The 15,596-nt window shown below is 70.5% G+C and carries 9 protein-coding genes; 6 read left to right on the top strand and 3 right to left on the bottom strand.

What is annotated here, in order from left to right; translation table 11 throughout:
- Positions 1 to 136: 136 nt before the first annotated feature.
- Positions 137 to 3,544 (top strand): hypothetical protein, encoded by a 3,408-nt coding sequence (locus tag IPN47_25865; protein MBK9411408.1) that lies wholly within the window; start codon positions 137 to 139, stop codon positions 3,542 to 3,544.
- A 146-nt stretch (positions 3,545 to 3,690) separates the two neighbouring features.
- Here the strand turns inward: IPN47_25865 and IPN47_25860 are convergent, their stop codons facing one another.
- Positions 3,691 to 5,670, bottom strand: coding sequence for a PKD domain-containing protein (locus IPN47_25860; GenBank protein MBK9411407.1), 1,980 nt, complete (start codon positions 5,668 to 5,670; stop codon positions 3,691 to 3,693).
- An 833-nt stretch (positions 5,671 to 6,503) separates the two neighbouring features.
- Here IPN47_25860 and IPN47_25855 point away from each other — a divergent pair.
- From IPN47_25855 to IPN47_25835, 5 genes are all read left to right on the top strand, one after another.
- Positions 6,504 to 6,962, top strand: coding sequence for a hypothetical protein (locus tag IPN47_25855; protein ID MBK9411406.1), 459 nt, complete (start codon positions 6,504 to 6,506; stop codon positions 6,960 to 6,962).
- Positions 6,963 to 7,099: 137 nt separating this feature from the next.
- A complete protein-coding gene (locus IPN47_25850; protein ID MBK9411405.1) occupies positions 7,100 to 8,044 on the top strand; it encodes an N-acyl homoserine lactonase family protein in 945 nt (314 codons plus the stop codon).
- Between the two features lie 200 nt (positions 8,045 to 8,244).
- Positions 8,245 to 10,680 (top strand): Ig-like domain-containing protein, encoded by a 2,436-nt coding sequence (locus IPN47_25845; GenBank protein MBK9411404.1) that lies wholly within the window; start codon positions 8,245 to 8,247, stop codon positions 10,678 to 10,680.
- Between the two features lie 293 nt (positions 10,681 to 10,973).
- Entirely contained in the window at positions 10,974 to 11,573 is a 600-nt protein-coding gene (locus tag IPN47_25840; protein ID MBK9411403.1) for a hypothetical protein, read from the top strand.
- A gap of 141 nt (positions 11,574 to 11,714) precedes the next feature.
- Positions 11,715 to 12,389, top strand: a complete 675-nt coding sequence (locus IPN47_25835; GenBank protein MBK9411402.1) for an HAD family phosphatase — start codon at positions 11,715 to 11,717, stop codon at positions 12,387 to 12,389.
- An 89-nt stretch (positions 12,390 to 12,478) separates the two neighbouring features.
- On the opposite strand, the gene IPN47_25830 is transcribed toward IPN47_25835, so the two are convergent.
- Positions 12,479 to 12,667, bottom strand: coding sequence for a hypothetical protein (locus tag IPN47_25830; protein MBK9411401.1), 189 nt, complete (start codon positions 12,665 to 12,667; stop codon positions 12,479 to 12,481).
- Between the two features lie 146 nt (positions 12,668 to 12,813).
- Complete coding sequence (locus IPN47_25825; GenBank protein MBK9411400.1) at positions 12,814 to 15,546, bottom strand: carbohydrate binding family 9 domain-containing protein; 2,733 nt, start codon at positions 15,544 to 15,546, stop codon at positions 12,814 to 12,816.
- Positions 15,547 to 15,596 lie beyond the last annotated feature (50 nt).

Raw genomic sequence — 15,596 nt, 5'->3', positions numbered from 1 at the left:
CGCGGCGAGGTGCTGGTGCTTGCCAGTGTAGGGAGGCAGCGTCTCGGCACGATCGCGCGTAGAGCGATCTGGCACGTGAGAGTCAACGCTCGCGACGCCGATCCCCCCGTCTCCCGCCTCTCGTCTGGAGCTCTCCATGCCCCGCGCACGCCCCGTTGTCCTCTCCCTGTTCTTGCTCGCGGCGGTGGCGCCCGATGCGTCGGCGCAGTCGCCGGGGCAGGGGGTCGCCGAGGAGTTCGACCGCCTCCACTTCCGCTCCATCGGGCCGGCCACGATGTCGGGCCGCATCGCCGACGTTGCGGTGTACGAGGCCAACCCCGCGCTCTACTACGTGGGGACGGCCCACGGCGGCGTGTGGAAGACGACCAGCAATGGCGCGACCTTCGAGCCGCTCTTCCAGGACCAGGGGCTCATCGCCATTGGTGACGTCGCGGTCTCGCAGATCAACCCCGACCTCGTGTGGGTCGGGACGGGGGAATCGAACAATCGCCAGAGCACGTCGTGGGGGGGCGGGGTCTACAAGTCGATAGATGGCGGGAAGACCTTCACCTTCATGGGGCTCCCGCAGTCCCGGCACATCAACCGCATCGTCATCCATCCCACCAACAACGACGTGGTGCTGGTGGCGGCGACCGGGCCGCTCTTTGGCCCCGGCGGAGAGCGCGGGATCTACAAGACCACCGACGGTGGCAAGACGTGGAAGCAGGTGCTCGTGCTCGACGAGGACACCGGGGCCAACGACCTCGCCGTCTCGCTCTCCGAGCCTAACGTGATGTACGCGTCGTCGTACCAGCGGCGTCGCACGGCCTGCTGCATGAACGGCGGCGGCCCCGGGAGCGCGCTCTGGCGCTCGACCGATGGTGGCGACACCTGGAAGAAGCTCGCCGGCAATGGGCTCCCCGCCGGACCGCTCGGCCGCATCGCGGTCGACATCTACCGGCAGAGCTCGCGGATCGTGTACACGATGATCGAAGGGCCGGGCGCCGGTGGCCCGGGCGGGGGCGCGCCTGCAGCTGGCGGAGCGCCAGGCGGAGCAGCCGGCGGACGAGGGGCGGCGGCGACGCCGACCGGGGTCTATCGGTCCGATGACGGCGGAGAGACCTGGCGCAAGATGAGCGCGACCAACCCGCGCCCGATGTACTTCTCGCAACTTCGCATCGACCCGACGTCGCCGGAGCGGGTCTACCTGGGCGGTGTCGGCCTGCACATGTCCGTCGACGGCGCGCGCACCTTCGAGACCGATGCCGCGCTGGTCACGCACGACGACGTGCACGCGATCTGGATCAACCCGGCCAACCCCAACCACATCCTCACCGGTAACGACGGCGGGCTCGCCGTGTCGTACGACATGAGCCGCACGTGGACCTTCATCCCCAACCTCCCGGTCGGGCTCTTCTATCATGTCGGCTACGACATGGAGATCCCGTACAACATCTGCGGCGGGATGCAGGACAACTACAACTGGTGCGGCCCCAGCGCCGCGCGACTGGGACGCGGGATCATGAACCACGATTGGTTCCAGATCCTCGGCGGCGACGGCTTCGTGGCCATCCCGGACATTCGCGACCCGAAGATCATCTACACCGAGTCGCAGGACGGGAACATCATCCGGCGCAACAAGGTGACCGGTGAGTCCCGGAGCATCCGCCCCACGCCGTTCAACGTGGTGAACGCCACCAAGGGGGAGACGTATCGCTTCCACTGGGATACGCCGTTGCTGCAGTCACCTAACGATCCCGGCGCGCTGCTGGCGGCGGGCAACCGCGTGTTCCGCTCGCGCGACCGCGGCGACTCGTGGGAGGCGATCAGCCCCGACCTCACGAAGAACGCCAGCCGCGACTCGCTGGTGACGATGGGGCTCAAGGGGAGCGAGATCACCATCGCCCGCAACGACGGCATCTCGGCGTGGCCGACGATCGTGGCGCTCGCCGAGTCGCCGCGGCAGGCGGGGGTGTTCTATGCGGGGAGCGACGACGGCACGGTGAGCGTGACGCGCGACAACGGGCGCACGTGGCAGGACATCACGAAGAACCTCCCGGGCTTCCCGGCGGGGCACGCCTTCGTGTCGAAGGTGGCGCCGTCGCGCTTCGACGCCGCGACCGTCTACGTCACCGTCGACAACCACCGGTTGAACGACTACGAGCCGTACCTCTGGGTGAGCACCGACTTCGGCGCGACGTTCCGCTCGATCGTGAGCGGGCTGCGCGGCGAGAACGTGCGCACCCTGACCGAGGACACGCGCAACCGCGACGTGCTGTACATCGGAACCGAGACGGGGATCTTCGTCTCGCTCGATCGCGGCGGGAGCTGGCGTCGCCTGCGCGGCAACCTCCCTACGGTGCGCGTCGACGAACTCACGATCCATCCGCGTGACAACGCCCTGCTGGTGGCCACGCACGGGCGCGCGCTCTGGATCCTCGATCATCTCGAGCCCATCCAGGAGTACACGGCGGTCAAGGAGGCCGACGCGACGCTCATCACCCCGGGCTTCACGTTGCAGTGGAAGTACAAGGACGACCGCAACGACGAGTTCTGGGGGCACCAGTTCTTCACCGGCGAGAATCCGCCGTCCGAGGCGGTGATCCCGATGTACCTGCGCGCGCCGCTCACCAACGGCAAGCTGCGCATCGCCGACGCCGGCGGTCGCGTGGTGCGCGAGCTGGCCATTCCCGCCAGCCGCAACAAGGCGGGGATCCAGACGATGTGCTGGGACCAGCGCCCCGAGCCGATCACCCCGCTCCCCGTGAGGCGCGGCCCTGGCGCCGGAGGCCCAGGCGGACCGGGAGGCCCCGGCGCGCAGGGGGGCGCGCGCGCCGTGCCCGGCGTGCCGCAGCAGCTCCCGCCGGTGGGCTACAAGGCCGAGAGCCCGTGCCCGCCGCCGGATAGCGGCGCGGTGGGCGGCGGTGGTGGTGGCGGTGGGGGCTTCTTCGGTGGTGGCGGCAACAACCAGGGGCCGCTCGTGGTCCCGGGGACGTACACCGTCTCGCTGGTGGCCGACGGCAAGGTGCTCTCGAGCAAGGCGTTGCGGCTGGTGATGGACCCGTCGGTGCAGCTGACGGGTGGTGACCGCGCGCGCTACAACGCCGTGGCCGCCGACCTGCACGCACTGCATCGCACCGGGACCGACGCCGCCCGGCCGCTCGCGACGCTCTACGATGAGGTGCTGCGCGTGGCCCCGAAGGTCGACTCGAGTGCCGCGCCCGCCAACGTGAAGAGCGAGTGGGCCAGCTTCCGCGCGCAGTTCGATTCTGTGCGTGCTCGATTCGGCGTGCCGGCGACGGCGGGCGGCGGTTTTGGCGGCGGGGGTGGTGGTGCCGCGGCGGCCGCTGCAGCGGCGGCCAACGTCCTCGGGAGGGTCGGGACGCTCAAGGGGGCGATCCTCGGGATCTGGGAGGTCCCGACCGCGGGGACGATGCGCCAGGTGAGCAACGCCCGCACGGAGCTCAACGGGGCGATGGCGCAGGCGCGCGCGGTGCTGGCCAGGGCCGAGTCGATGAGCCGGGCGCTGGCGCCACACGGCGTGACGATGGCGCCCCCGAAATAGGGCGGGCGCGAGGAAGCAGCGGCGACGGCGCCGCCGTGCGCGCCGTCGACGCGATGCCCCACCGCGCGAGGTAGCCGCGCCGCGAAGTCAAAGCCGCCGGATCCCCTCGGGACCCGGCGGCTTTGGCGTGTGCCTGCTGCGCCACGCTAGGGGACCACGACCGACTTCGTGAGCGAAGCGGACTTACCCTTGTTGTCGGTCACGGTGAGGGTGAAGTTCCGCGTCCCCCCGACCTCGAACGAGATGGTGACCACCGGGAGGGTGGACATCGGCTGGCCATTCGCGCGCGTCCAACGGTACGACGCGATGGTGCCGTCCGGGTCCATGGAGGCGCGGCCATCGAAGGTGCACTTGTGCGCCGGCGCCGGGAGGCAGGTGGCGCTCCACGCAGCGATCGGCGCCAGGTTGGTCGCGCTGCTCAGGGTGATCGCCTTGGTGGTGGCGTTGGTGAGCCCCGCCCCGTCGGTGACGGTCAGCGTGACGTTGTACGTCCCCAGCGCCGGGTACGTGTGCGAGGGCGACGCCCCGGTGGCCGTGGTGCCGTCGCCGAAGGTCCAGCGATACGAGGTGACGCCGACGTCGTCGCTGGAGGTGGCGCCGTTGAAGCTGCAGGCGCGCGTGCCGTTGTTGCAGCTGTAGGTGAAACGCGCCACCGGGGGCTGGTTAGGCGGCGGCCCCACGCTGGGGATGACGGAGTTGGCCAGCGTGCCGCGCGTGCGATCGAGCGTGCGCGTGCCGAGGGTCACGCCGTCGACGAGGAAGGCGATGGCCCCGACGCCGCACAGCCCCTTGTGCGTGACGGCGACCACGCCGCTGGCGTTGGTGGTCCCGCTCACGGGCTGGTCGGTCCAGTAATCGTCCATGTAGCGACCGCGCACCACCGCATTGGCCATCGGTCTCCCGGCTTCATCGGTGACGGTGAGCGTCGTCGTGGTGGTGTTGTACATCTTTCCGCCGGCAAAGCAGGAGCCCGGGAACTGCGGATCCTGCACGAAGCGCCCCACCATCACGAAGGAACTCACGACGAGGCAGTTCCCCACGCACGGCGTCGTCGGGACCATCTTCACGAGGCGCGGGCTGCGCCCGATGTAGACCGAGGCCAGGATCTGCCCCGCGTTGTTCATCGCCCCCGCGCTGCTCAGCATGGCGCCCGGATAGGCGGGCGACAGGAAGGTCCCGAGTGGCTGGCCGACACCGGCGGGTCCGGCGGCGATGAAGGCACTGCTCTGCGCCGTGAACGTGATGTCCTGCGAGGCGTTGATCGATCCCATTCCGGAACTCGTCAGGCGGCCGGTGCCGAACGACGAGATCTGCTGCCACGTGCCGCCGCGCGACAGCCGGAACGGATAGACGAGGCTCTGCGAAACCGTGGAGACGAGGAAGTGCGCCTGGTCGCCGTTGTCGTTGATCGCGCTGCCGTTGGAGCCGGCACCCACGAAGCCCCTCGGCAGCGGGGGCATCGCCACGGCGCTGGCCGGCGTACCGAGCTGATAGGAATAGCCCCAGGTCACGACCTGGCCCCCAGGACTGATGGCGGCGGGGCGCTCGTTAGGGTAGCCGAGCAGCTTGAGGTCGACCATGCCGGTCCCCTGCGACCACATGAAGGGGAGGGCGATCGACGGGATCGCCCCGCCCAGCGTCGCCCATCCGACGATGCGCCCCTGGTCGTCGATGCCGCCCACGGAGGCATCGGACGTCCCGGGGAAGAGGCCAAGGTCCTGGAAGGTGTAGCCGGTGGCAGTCGGGACCCAGCGTGCCGCGTGTGTCCCAGCCTGTCCGGCGATGACCCCCTGATTGTTGAGGTAGAGCGGGGTGCCGCCGGGGGGGAGCGTGATGCGGGTCCCCCCCTTCCACACGACCGTCTCCTGGGCGGGGAGACAGAACGGACCGCAGCCGGGGTCGAGGTAGTGCCGGCCGACCACATCGCCCGCGTCGTTCATGTCGAAGCCGGTCGCCACGGTGCCGACGAAGTCGAGCGCGTACATCGAGGCGATTTGTGAGGTGCCGGGGGCGATCTCGCGTACCGGCTGCTCGGGACCGCGCACCGATGTTGGCGGCGTGACGTCCTGGCATGCAGCCCCTACGAGTGCGACCGCCAGCAGCGCGGACCAACGGGTCTTCCTCATGTCGTTCTCCAATGAGAGGCGGCGCGAAATCATCGAGTCGTCCGTGACCCGAGCACCGATGGGGTCGTGCGGCGTCGCGGCCGTGTCTGACCCGACGCCTCCGAGCGGGATTGCAGCGTCCCCTCACTAACACACGGCGGGTGCTCCGGCCTCCATGGTTCGCCCTACGCCATTCGGTACCAGCTGCGGCGCTGCGTTGCAGGTGGCGGAGCCGTGTGCATCGAGTCGTGCCAGGCTCGAGCCTTGCGTTGGTACCGGGAGGCGAATCGGCCGCGCCACCGTCCGCCCTGTCAGCGGACGCGAAGGAGATTTCATGCGTCGGCTTCTCGTCGCGTGCCAGCGAGATCGCGATCTACGGGCCGCGGGCCGCGCGGGACGCCGCCGCGCTCCTGGCGAATCGGTGGAAGCACAACGAGGGCCTGGGGTGCCTCTACCTGAGGGCGCTCGCGGATGTCGACTCCAAGGCGTCCTCGAACGGCTGGCGCGCCGGCTGCCGCGCCGAAGCAGAAGGAGGACGTGGGGCAGGTCGGCCAGGGAACCGCCTGGCCCCAACCGGTCGGGAACCGTGGCGACCCCGGCGCCCCCGGGCGAGCGAGATCGACCGGCCGCCTCGTGTATCGCCGCGATGCGTCTCGAGATCCCGTGATGCAGCCCCAGCGGCCGGAGATCCGAAAAAGGTGGCCGTTCAAGTCATTGTGAATCATGGTGATACAGCGTTCTCGCCATGAGTTCGGAATCTGGTACATAAGATGCTTCACATGTGGCGCACTGGCGGGGCCGTCGCGAATCACGCGATGGGCCGACGCCAGCCCCTCGCCAGCAGGAGCCTCCTCATGGCCATGCGTTTCCGCGTCACCCTTGGCGCGCTCGCCAGCTGCGTCGCGTTCGCCGCGTGCAGCACCGAAGCACCGAGCCCGCTCGCTCCCTCCGACGTTCTGCTCGCCAAGAGCGGGACGGCACCGAGCGGTGGTGGTGGCGGCGGCGGCGGTGGTGGCGGTGGCGGTGGCGGCGGCAACTCCACGCCGTCGGTACCGAACGGTCCGCCGGTGGCGCCGAGTTACACGGCGAAGATCACGAAGATGGGAGTCGTTCCCGGCGGCTTCTACTACGGTTCCCCGACCGACTGGGAGATCGGGGGATACCACTTCGACGCCGGCTACACGAGCGAGTACAAGCCGGTGAACGGCTCGATCGTCCTCGGGGCCTGCGTGAGCGTGACGTTCTACGATACCGTCGATGGCGACCGCTATCTCACGGAGATGAAGACGCTGTCCGCGTCGAAGTGCTCGTAGTCGCACGCATGCAGGTGTAGTCCCGGTGAGGGGGCGGCGCAGTGGTGCGAGCGCCCCCCCTCACTCATGCGGGGGCGGGGCGATAACGTAGCGTCGCGGTCCGGTCGACCGCGTGTCTCTCCCCGCACCTCCCTGGCATGCGACGCGTCCGACGCCCCCCGCGTTCCCCGAAATCGTCAGGCGCGCTGGTCACCGGTGCGCTGGTCCTTGGCGCCCTCGTCGCCAGCGCCGCAGGCACCTTCGGTGCGCCGCGCGCGCTGGCGCAGCCCTCCGTGCCGAGGCGCACGGCGGCGCTCCCGGCGCTCCGCCTGTACGTCCTCGACTGCGGCACGCTGATCTTCAACCACCCCGAGGACTACAACCTCACCCGCGAGGAGGTGCGCAACACCAACATGTCGGTGGCCTGCTACCTGGTGGTGCATCCCAAGGGCACGCTCCTCTTCGACGCCGGGCTCCCCGACCGAGTGCGCGGGACACCGTTCAATGAGGCGCCGTTCAGCGGCGACCCCAAGGCGCCGTCGACCGACTACTACATGCTCGTGACCAACACGCTCAAGGGACAGCTCGCGCGAATCGGATATTCGCCGGCCCGGATCGACTACCTCGCGCTCTCGCACTTCCACGGCGATCACGTCGGCAACGCCAACGACTACAGCTCGGCAACATGGCTGGTGCAGCGCACGGAGTACGACGTGATGTTCGGTCCGCAGGTGCCGCCCTCGTCGATGGACCCCAACTCGCTCCGCCTCAAGGGGAGCCGGAAGCAACTCCTGGACGGTGACCACGATGTCTTTGGCGATGGGCGCGTCGTCGTGAAGTCCACCCCTGGACATACGCCCGGGCACCAGAGCCTGTACGTGCAGCTGGCGAAGACGGGGAACGTGGTCCTGAGCGGGGACCTCTATCACTACCCGGAAGAGCGGACGCTGCAGCGCATGCCCAGCGATGAGCGCACCACCGGGACAGCGGCCTCGCGCGAGGGGCTCGAGCGCTTCATGCGCAGCGCCAACGCGCAGCTCTGGGTGGGGCACGACATCAACGCCTTCACCCGCCAGCGAAAGGCACCGGCCTTCTACGAGTGAGGGAGCGCGCCCGCCGCGCGTGTCAGTTCGGTGCCCGCGCCGATGGCGCGGGATTCGCGAAGCACGCGTGACGCCGCACGATGCACATGGCACGGAGCCCCGGATACCGCCTGCTGGCGGCAGCTTTGGCCCCTTGCCGCGCGCACACGCGCCGGGCATTCTGCGCATCCCACCCTGTGGATTCGAGACGTTCCAACGGCATGGCCAGCAGCAACTTCGCTCCTCGTCGCACGACGGCTTCGGCGCTCGTTCTGGTCCTCGCGTCGGGCCTGCTCTCCTGTGCCGAGTCGGCCACGTCGGGGGAGTCGGGGGTGGCGCGCATCGACGCCACACCGTCGACGTTGACGCTGCTGGTGGACGAAACGAAGGGGCTGTCGGCGCGCGCCTTCGATGCCGCGGGTACGCCGCTCTCCCGCCCGCTGTTCTGGTCGGTCTCCGACGCGAGCATCATCACGGTGACCCAAGGGGGGATCGTCACCGGGATCTCCCGCGGCTCCGCGCAGGTCGCAGCCAGCGCCGGCGGCAAGTCGGTCCTCGTCCCGGTGATCGTGGCGCCGCGCGCCGTGGCGCTGGTGCGCGTCACGCCCGCGACCACGACGATCCGCGTGGGGGCCACGACCCCGCTCGCGGTGCAGATCCTCGACTCCACGGGAGTCACGCTCACCGGGCGCACGGTGCAGTGGACGACCTCCGCCGCGACGGTGGCCACCGTGAACGGCACCGGTGTCGTCAGCGGCATCGCGGCGGGGAGCGCGACGATCACCGCGACGGTCGACGGTGTGCGCGGAACCGCCGCGGTCTCCGTGCAGCCCGTTCCGGTGGCGACGGTGGTCGTCTCGCCGACGACGGCGGCGCTCCTCGACGGCGCCTCGGTCACGCTGAACGCCGTCACGCGCGACTCGGCCGGACGCACCCTCACCGGGCGCACGGTCGCGTGGACCTCCAGCGCCACTGCGGTCGCCAGCGTCTCGTCCACGGGCGTGGTGCTGGCGGTGGCGCCCGGGACGGCCACGATCACGGCGACGAGCGAAGGGAAGACCGCAACCTCGCGCGTGACGATCACCCCGGTCCCGGTGCGAACCGTGACCGTGAGCCCGGCGACGTCGACGCTCTCGGTCGGGCAGACGGTCCCGCTGGTGGCACGGGTGGCCGACTCCACCGGCGCGCCACTCAACGGGCGAGTGGTCAGCTGGACGACCGACCGGGCGGCCGTGGCGACCGTCAACGCCACCACCGGTCTCGTCACGGCGGTGGCGACGGGGACGGCGCGCATCACCGCCACGAGCGAAGGGCGGACAGGGGCGTCGGTGATCACCGTGGCGACGATCCCGGTGGCGAGCGTGCAGGTGACGCCGGCGAGCGCGTCGCTCCTCCCCGGCCAGGCGCAACGCCTCACCGCTCGCACCCTCGACGCACAGGGGCGAGTCCTCACCGGACGCCCGGTCAAGTGGATCGGTGGCGCACCGGCGATCGCCCCGGTCGACTCCACCGGGCTGGTACGCGCCGTCGGCGTCGGGACCGCGGTCATCGTCGCGTCGAGCGAGGGGGCGTTGACCAGCGTCCCGATCACCGTGGTGCCCATCACGGTCACCAAGGTGACGGTCACCCCGGCCACCGCATCGGTCGAACTCGGGAACGCATTGCAGCTGTCGGCGAGCATCACCGATGCCATCGGCCGCCCCGTCGCCGGCAAGGTGGCGACCTGGTCGACGAACAACCCGGCGCTGGCCACCGTCTCCCCGACGGGGCGCGTGCAGACGATCGCCAACTACGGGACTGTCACCATCTCCGCGACGAGCGATGGCGTGACCGGGGTCGCCGCGCTCGCCATCACGCCCATCCGCGTCTCGCGCATCACCCTCACCCCGTCGGCCCCGGCGCTCCTGGTGGCGCAGTCGCTCCGGCTGGGTTTGCAACTGACGGACTCGCTCAGGCGCCCCGTGGCCACGACGGGACGGACGATCGTCTGGGCGTCATCGGCGCCGGCGGTGGCCACGGTCGACACCTCCGGGCTGGTCACCGCCCTGTCGGCGGGAACGGCCGACATCTCCGCGTCCACCGACGGCAAGACCGGGATCGCACGCCTCGTCGTCAGCGACGTGCCGGTGTCGAGCGTGACCCTGTCCCCGCTCAATGCGCAGTTCATCGACGGGAGCAGCTTGCAGCTGTCGGCCACCGCGATCGATGGGAGCGGGAACCCGATCCCGCGCCGCACCGCCGCCTGGAGCTCGAGCGCGACCGCCTTCGCCAGCGTTGACAGCACGGGCAAGGTCTTCGGCGTCGCCCCCGGGGCGGCGACGATCACGGCGACCATCGGAGGGGTGCCGGGGAGCACCATGGTGACCATCTCGGCCGCCCCCGTCTCGTCGATCACCGTCGCGCCGGCAGCGGTCACCCTCGCGCCAGGGGGGACGCAGTCGCTCTTAGCGACGCTTTACGGCCCGACCCCGAACGTCCCGATCTCGCCGGCGCCGCGCACGATCGCCTGGTCGATCTCCGCCGGGAACGTCGCGACGATCTCGCCGAGTGGGGTGGTGACCGGACTCGCCGCCGGCACGGCCACGGTGACGGTGACGGCCTGGTCGCCGGGGCAGGCGGTGCCGGTGACGGCGCGGGTGATCGTGACGGTGCAGTAGGCGGTCGGGGGCCGCGTTCCCGCCGCACGTGGGGGGCTGATCGTCGTCCGGCCGTCCCCCGTCGTTCGCGGTCTCGAACCCGCGCCACCGCCAGGTCGCGACGCAATGCGCCGATACAGCGACGCAACGCGCCGATACAAGGCGCCGGCGCAAAGGCGCGACAAAGACGTCGCAAGGCTTTGTTTTTCAATGACTTACGGGAGTGTGCCCCGAGGTCGTGAAACTTGCCATGGAGGCAGTCGATCCCGGCCACCCGATCGGCCGCGACGTTCTCTCTCCCGGAGCAAGCCTTCATGCACTTCCGCCTGCACACCCTCGTCGCCGTCCTCGCCGCCGGCACCCTGTCGGTCGCGTGCGCCGACGCGACCTCTCCCACGACCGCGCGCGACATGGAGCCGCTGCTCGCGAAGGGCGCCGGTGGTGGCGGCGGTGGCGGTGGCGGTGGAGGCGGTGGTGGTGGCGCGACGGTCGGGAAGATCCGCCGTGCCTCGGCGGCCGCGACGTGTGACGCCGGATCGAGCATCGGGATCCAGGTCAGCAAGGGCTTCGCCGATCGCGCCGACGTCTTCATGAGCATGGTCGCATCGCCGACGCCGACCGGACCCGCCATCCCGCCGAGTGCTTTCCCGCAGACGTCGTTAGGCGGGGCGTGGGAGTTCCTGATCACCGAGCCGTCGACCGGCTTCCAGCTCATGCGCTTCTCGACCACGATGGGGCTGGTCACCTCGAGCGTGCAGCTCACCAACCTCACGCGGACGGTTACGCCCGGGGTGCACACCTTCAGCTTCGTGGCCATCAATCACCAGAGCGACGGCGTGATCGACTACGCCACGCTCATGGCGCTCCCGGCGCACGAGACGTGCACGGCGACGATCACCGTGCTGGCCGAATAGGACCCACCGCACGGACGACACGGCCGGCACCAAGCGGCAGCCTCGCGACAAGCGGGGCTGCCGTTTGCGTGTCGGCTCGCCGCGTGTGCGAGGTTAACTTCGGCACCCGCGCTCCGTCCCCTCACCGCCGTCGAACGCCGCGTGATTCCCAACCGCCCCGCCGCCGTCGTCTGCGACATGGACGGCTTGCTCGTCGACAGCGAACGGCTGGAGCGCCGAGTCTGGCAGGCCGCCGCGGCCGACCACGGCGTGGAGATGAGCGATGAGCGTTTCGCCACCTTCATCGGGAATCCGATCGACGTGTGCGAGCAGATGCTCGCCGGCTACTACGGCGCCGGCTTCGACGTCGACGCGTACCGGGAGACGTGCCACCGCCACATGCGCGTGATCGTCGACGCGGAGGGAGTTCCGATGCGCCCCGGCGCGCTCGAGTGGATGGAGTTCGTGATCGGGCTGGGGATCCCGTTAGGCCTGGCCACGTCGAGCGGCCCGGCGCTGGTGCACGAGCGCCTGGGGGGACAGTTGCACCGGTTTGCCGCGGTGGTCACGCGCGCCGATGTGGCGCGCGGCAAGCCGAGCCCCGACATCTATCTCGAGGCGGCGTCGCGGCTGCGCGCCGATCCGGCCGACTGTCTCGCGCTCGAAGACTCACCCACCGGGGCGCGCGCGGCCATGGCGGCGGCGATGCCGGTCATCATCGTCCCCGACATGGTGACGCCACCGCCCGAGATCGCGCGCGCGACGGTAGGGGTGTATGCCTCGCTGGTCACCGTGCGCGACGCGGCGGCACAACTGTGGGGCACGCGCGAGCCATAGCACGCGCTACAGCGCGCGCCGCCACTCCGCGGATGCGCGCCGGCCGAGGCGGCGTGATGCTCGGGACGACGCGATGCGCAGCAGGCCCGTCAGCCGCCATCCCTTGGTAGCGTATCTCGTGGGCCCGGGCGCCGCTTCCCCCCCCCCCCGCCTTCTTCGCCCCCCCCCTTGCTGCCGCCCCCCCCCGCGGCCGCCATCACCTCGGTCTCGACCTTGTCCAGCGTCTTGCGGGCGACACGCTTGCCGCCCTTGACCATCTGCTTCGTCGTCGACGTCATGAGGGACCTCCGCGAGTCCTCGGCTACGGTCTAGAGATCGCGAACGGGACGCGGCCGCGCAATCGGCGCAGTGCCGCGTTCGCTGACGAGGCCCTCTGGCAAACGCTACCGTGCAGGGGCGTTGCGGGGGGCGATGGCGCCGTGGCCTACTTCGCCCCGATCCAGTAGCTGATCTTGAAGACGACGAAGTTGTCGCCGTCGGCGCGCACCGCGTCCCACAGGTCGTGCGGGCGCACCAGCTCGCCGTCGAGCAACTGCCCCGATCGACTCTGCTGCCAGACAAGGAACGCGGTGCTCCCTGGGAGCCACTCCCAGCGCAGCACGAGGTTCGAGCGGAACGACAGGCGCCGGAAGTCGAGCGCCGGCAGCCCGAACGAACTGGCCCCGTCGGTGACGATGGCGCTGCCGTCGGCGTTGCGTGCCAGCGTCGTCCCCGTCCCGCTGGCCCCGTAGACGCGCAGCACGTTGCTCCTGGGGGCCGGCACCTCGCCGAATCCGTAGAAGCGCCCGCTGGCGGCGAAGGGTTCGGCGTAGCCCTCCACCGTGAAGTTCGGGGTGAGGGCGTAGTTGACGCGGAAGCGCGCCGAGACGGTGCTGCGCTCCACGGCGGCAAAGACGTAGCGCTGGCCGAAGGTGGCGGCACTTCCACCACTGCGCGTGGCCACGTACTGCCGGGCATCGACGGAGCGCGAGAAGGTCGGGTCGACGGAGCCCTGCCACTGCGGGGCGGGGCGCGTGGCGATCCCGGTGCTGACGTCCCAACGCCACCCGCCAAAGGCGTCGTGATAGTACTCGGTGCGCGCGTTCCACGTGGTGGGCATGTTGGCCCGGCTGGTGACCTGCCCTAACACCGAATAGCCGGCCGGTGTCCCGATGAGCGGGCCGCCGCGCGTGAGGTCGTCGGAGAGCGACGGGACGTACAGCGTGCCGCGCGCGTTGAGCCTGAGGAACGAGTGCAGCGTGGCCTGCGCGGTCTGGTTGAAGCGCAGGTACTGGCGGTAGCCGCCGTAGTTCCACCCGGCCACGGCCGAGGTGCCGAACTGGTAGAAGCGGACGTACGGGTTGGGCTTGGTGTCGCGCAGCTGGATGTCGGCGTTGAAGTCGATGTCGTCGCCCGACCGCATCTGCCCGGCGTCGTTGATGTCGAAGCCCGGGGTGCGGGTGGAGAGCTGGATCCCGCCTAACGTGAAGCGCCCGGCGTTCTTGTCCAGCCGCAGCGACGCGGTGGCGCCGCTGAGCGAGGTGCGCGTGGGGTCGAAGGTGACGTAGTCCTGGTCGGGGCGCTGGAAGAAGTGCGCACTGTTGCGCTGGAGCCGGGCGATGGCGGCGGCGTCGCCACTCACGCGCGACCCGCCGAGCCATCCGGTCACCTCGTACATCCCCTGCTTGTAGCGCAGCTTCCAGTCCACGCCGCCGGCGATGGCGTCGCGCGGCAGGAGCGACTGCAGCGCGCCGCGCGTGTCCAGCGACCGATCGATGGTGGTGAACGAGGCGCCCACGTTGGACTGCTGGCTGCCGAACTCCTGTTGCAGCCGCAGCACGCCGAAGCGGCTCGGGGGCTCCACCGCGATGCGCCCGATGGAGTCGCCGTCCACGTGATAGGTCCGGGCAAACTCCCGCGGCGTCACCGCCGCGAGCGCGCCGATGGAGAGGCCGCGCGCGAGACGCCCGCTGACCTTGGCGGCCGTGGTGATGGTGGTGTTGTGGGGCGCGTCGACGAAGTCACCCTGCGCCGTGCCGCGCGGCTGCGCGCCGACGCGGCGCGAGTAGAACCAGGTGGGGCGCCCGATGAACGACTGCCCGCGCCCGGTGAGCAACTCGTTCCCCTCCACGAAGAAGGGGCGCCGCTCCTCGAAGACCTGCTCGAACGCCGTGAGGTTCACGACCGCGGGGTCGGCCTCGACCTGCCCGAAGTCGGGGTTGATCGTGGCGTCGAGCGAGAGGTTGGGGCCGAGCCCGACCTTGAGGTCGGCGCCCGCCCGTCCACCGAAGCGATCGTTGAACGGGTTGCGCGGGTCGACGTTGGAACGCTGCGTGAACTCGGTGGCGACATACGGCAGCAGTTCGATGCGCCGGGCCGGCGGAATGCCGGCGATCCCCTCCAACAGTCCGAAGCGCGAGGCATAGCCCGCCGCCGAGACCGGGATCAGGACCCATTGCAGCTGTTCGGCCTTGTCGGCCACCTCGCGCGTGAGCTGCAGCCCCCACACCTGCTGTGTCGACGAGTTGAAGCGGAGTTGCGAGAAGGGGATCCGCATCTCGGCGGTCCATCCCGCGCTGTCGACGCGTGCGCGCGCGCTCCAGACGGGGTCGTACTGCGGCTCGCGCCCGCTGTCCTCGCTGTCCTGCGCGTGATAGGCATCGCCGCGCACCCCGCCTGACGAGATGGAGAAGGCGTAGGCGGTGCGCCGGTCGTGATACGGATCGAGCGAGACGGTAAAGACCTCGGCGTCGCTCTCGCCGTCGCGCCGCGTGATGGAGCGTCGGATCGCCTGTGGGTCGGGGCGCGTGAGCCGCGCGCCGACGTAGAGAGCGGCGTCGTCGTAGAGGATGCGCACCTCGGTGGTGACCGTCGGCACGGCCCCCTCGAGCGGGATCTTCTGGACGAAGTCGCGAATCGCTTCGGCGCGGTTCCACGCCGCTTCGTCCATGAGCCCGTCGAGGTGCACGACCCCGTCGAGCCGCGAGGCGCGGGCGGTGGGGAGGCGCGTCGTGGCGGGGGAGCCCTGCGCGCGCGCGCGGGACGCGGGCGAGAGTGTCGCGGCGAGCGTGAGCGCGCACGAGATGGCCGCGCGGCGCGCGTTGGCGGCGCGGCGCGCGTTGGCGGCGAGGCGCGCGTTGGCGAACGTCGAGCGAGCGGGCGAGTGGGAGTTGGGCACGACCCAATCTCGGTCGAGGAGCCGGTCGGGGGAATGCTGCGGGGGCGAAG

Source organism: Gemmatimonadota bacterium, assembly GCA_016719105.1.
In the GTDB taxonomy this organism is placed as follows: Bacteria; Gemmatimonadota; Gemmatimonadetes; order Gemmatimonadales; family Gemmatimonadaceae; genus SCN-70-22.
Note: the sequence above shows the minus strand (reverse complement) of the source record. Positions and strands in the feature narration are given on the sequence as shown.

What these genes read in the sequence shown, in the direction of transcription:
- IPN47_25865 (MBK9411408.1), top strand. Translation starts at nt 137, where the DNA reads ATGCCCCGCGCACGCCCCGTTGTCCTCTCCCTGTTCTTGCTCGCGGCG.
- IPN47_25860 (MBK9411407.1), bottom strand. Translation starts at nt 5,670, where the DNA reads ATGAGGAAGACCCGTTGGTCCGCGCTGCTGGCGGTCGCACTCGTAGGG.
- IPN47_25855 (MBK9411406.1), top strand. Translation starts at nt 6,504, where the DNA reads ATGGCCATGCGTTTCCGCGTCACCCTTGGCGCGCTCGCCAGCTGCGTC.
- IPN47_25850 (MBK9411405.1), top strand. Translation starts at nt 7,100, where the DNA reads ATGCGACGCGTCCGACGCCCCCCGCGTTCCCCGAAATCGTCAGGCGCG.
- IPN47_25845 (MBK9411404.1), top strand. Translation starts at nt 8,245, where the DNA reads ATGGCCAGCAGCAACTTCGCTCCTCGTCGCACGACGGCTTCGGCGCTC.
- IPN47_25840 (MBK9411403.1), top strand. Translation starts at nt 10,974, where the DNA reads ATGCACTTCCGCCTGCACACCCTCGTCGCCGTCCTCGCCGCCGGCACC.
- IPN47_25830 (MBK9411401.1), bottom strand. Translation starts at nt 12,667, where the DNA reads ATGACGTCGACGACGAAGCAGATGGTCAAGGGCGGCAAGCGTGTCGCC.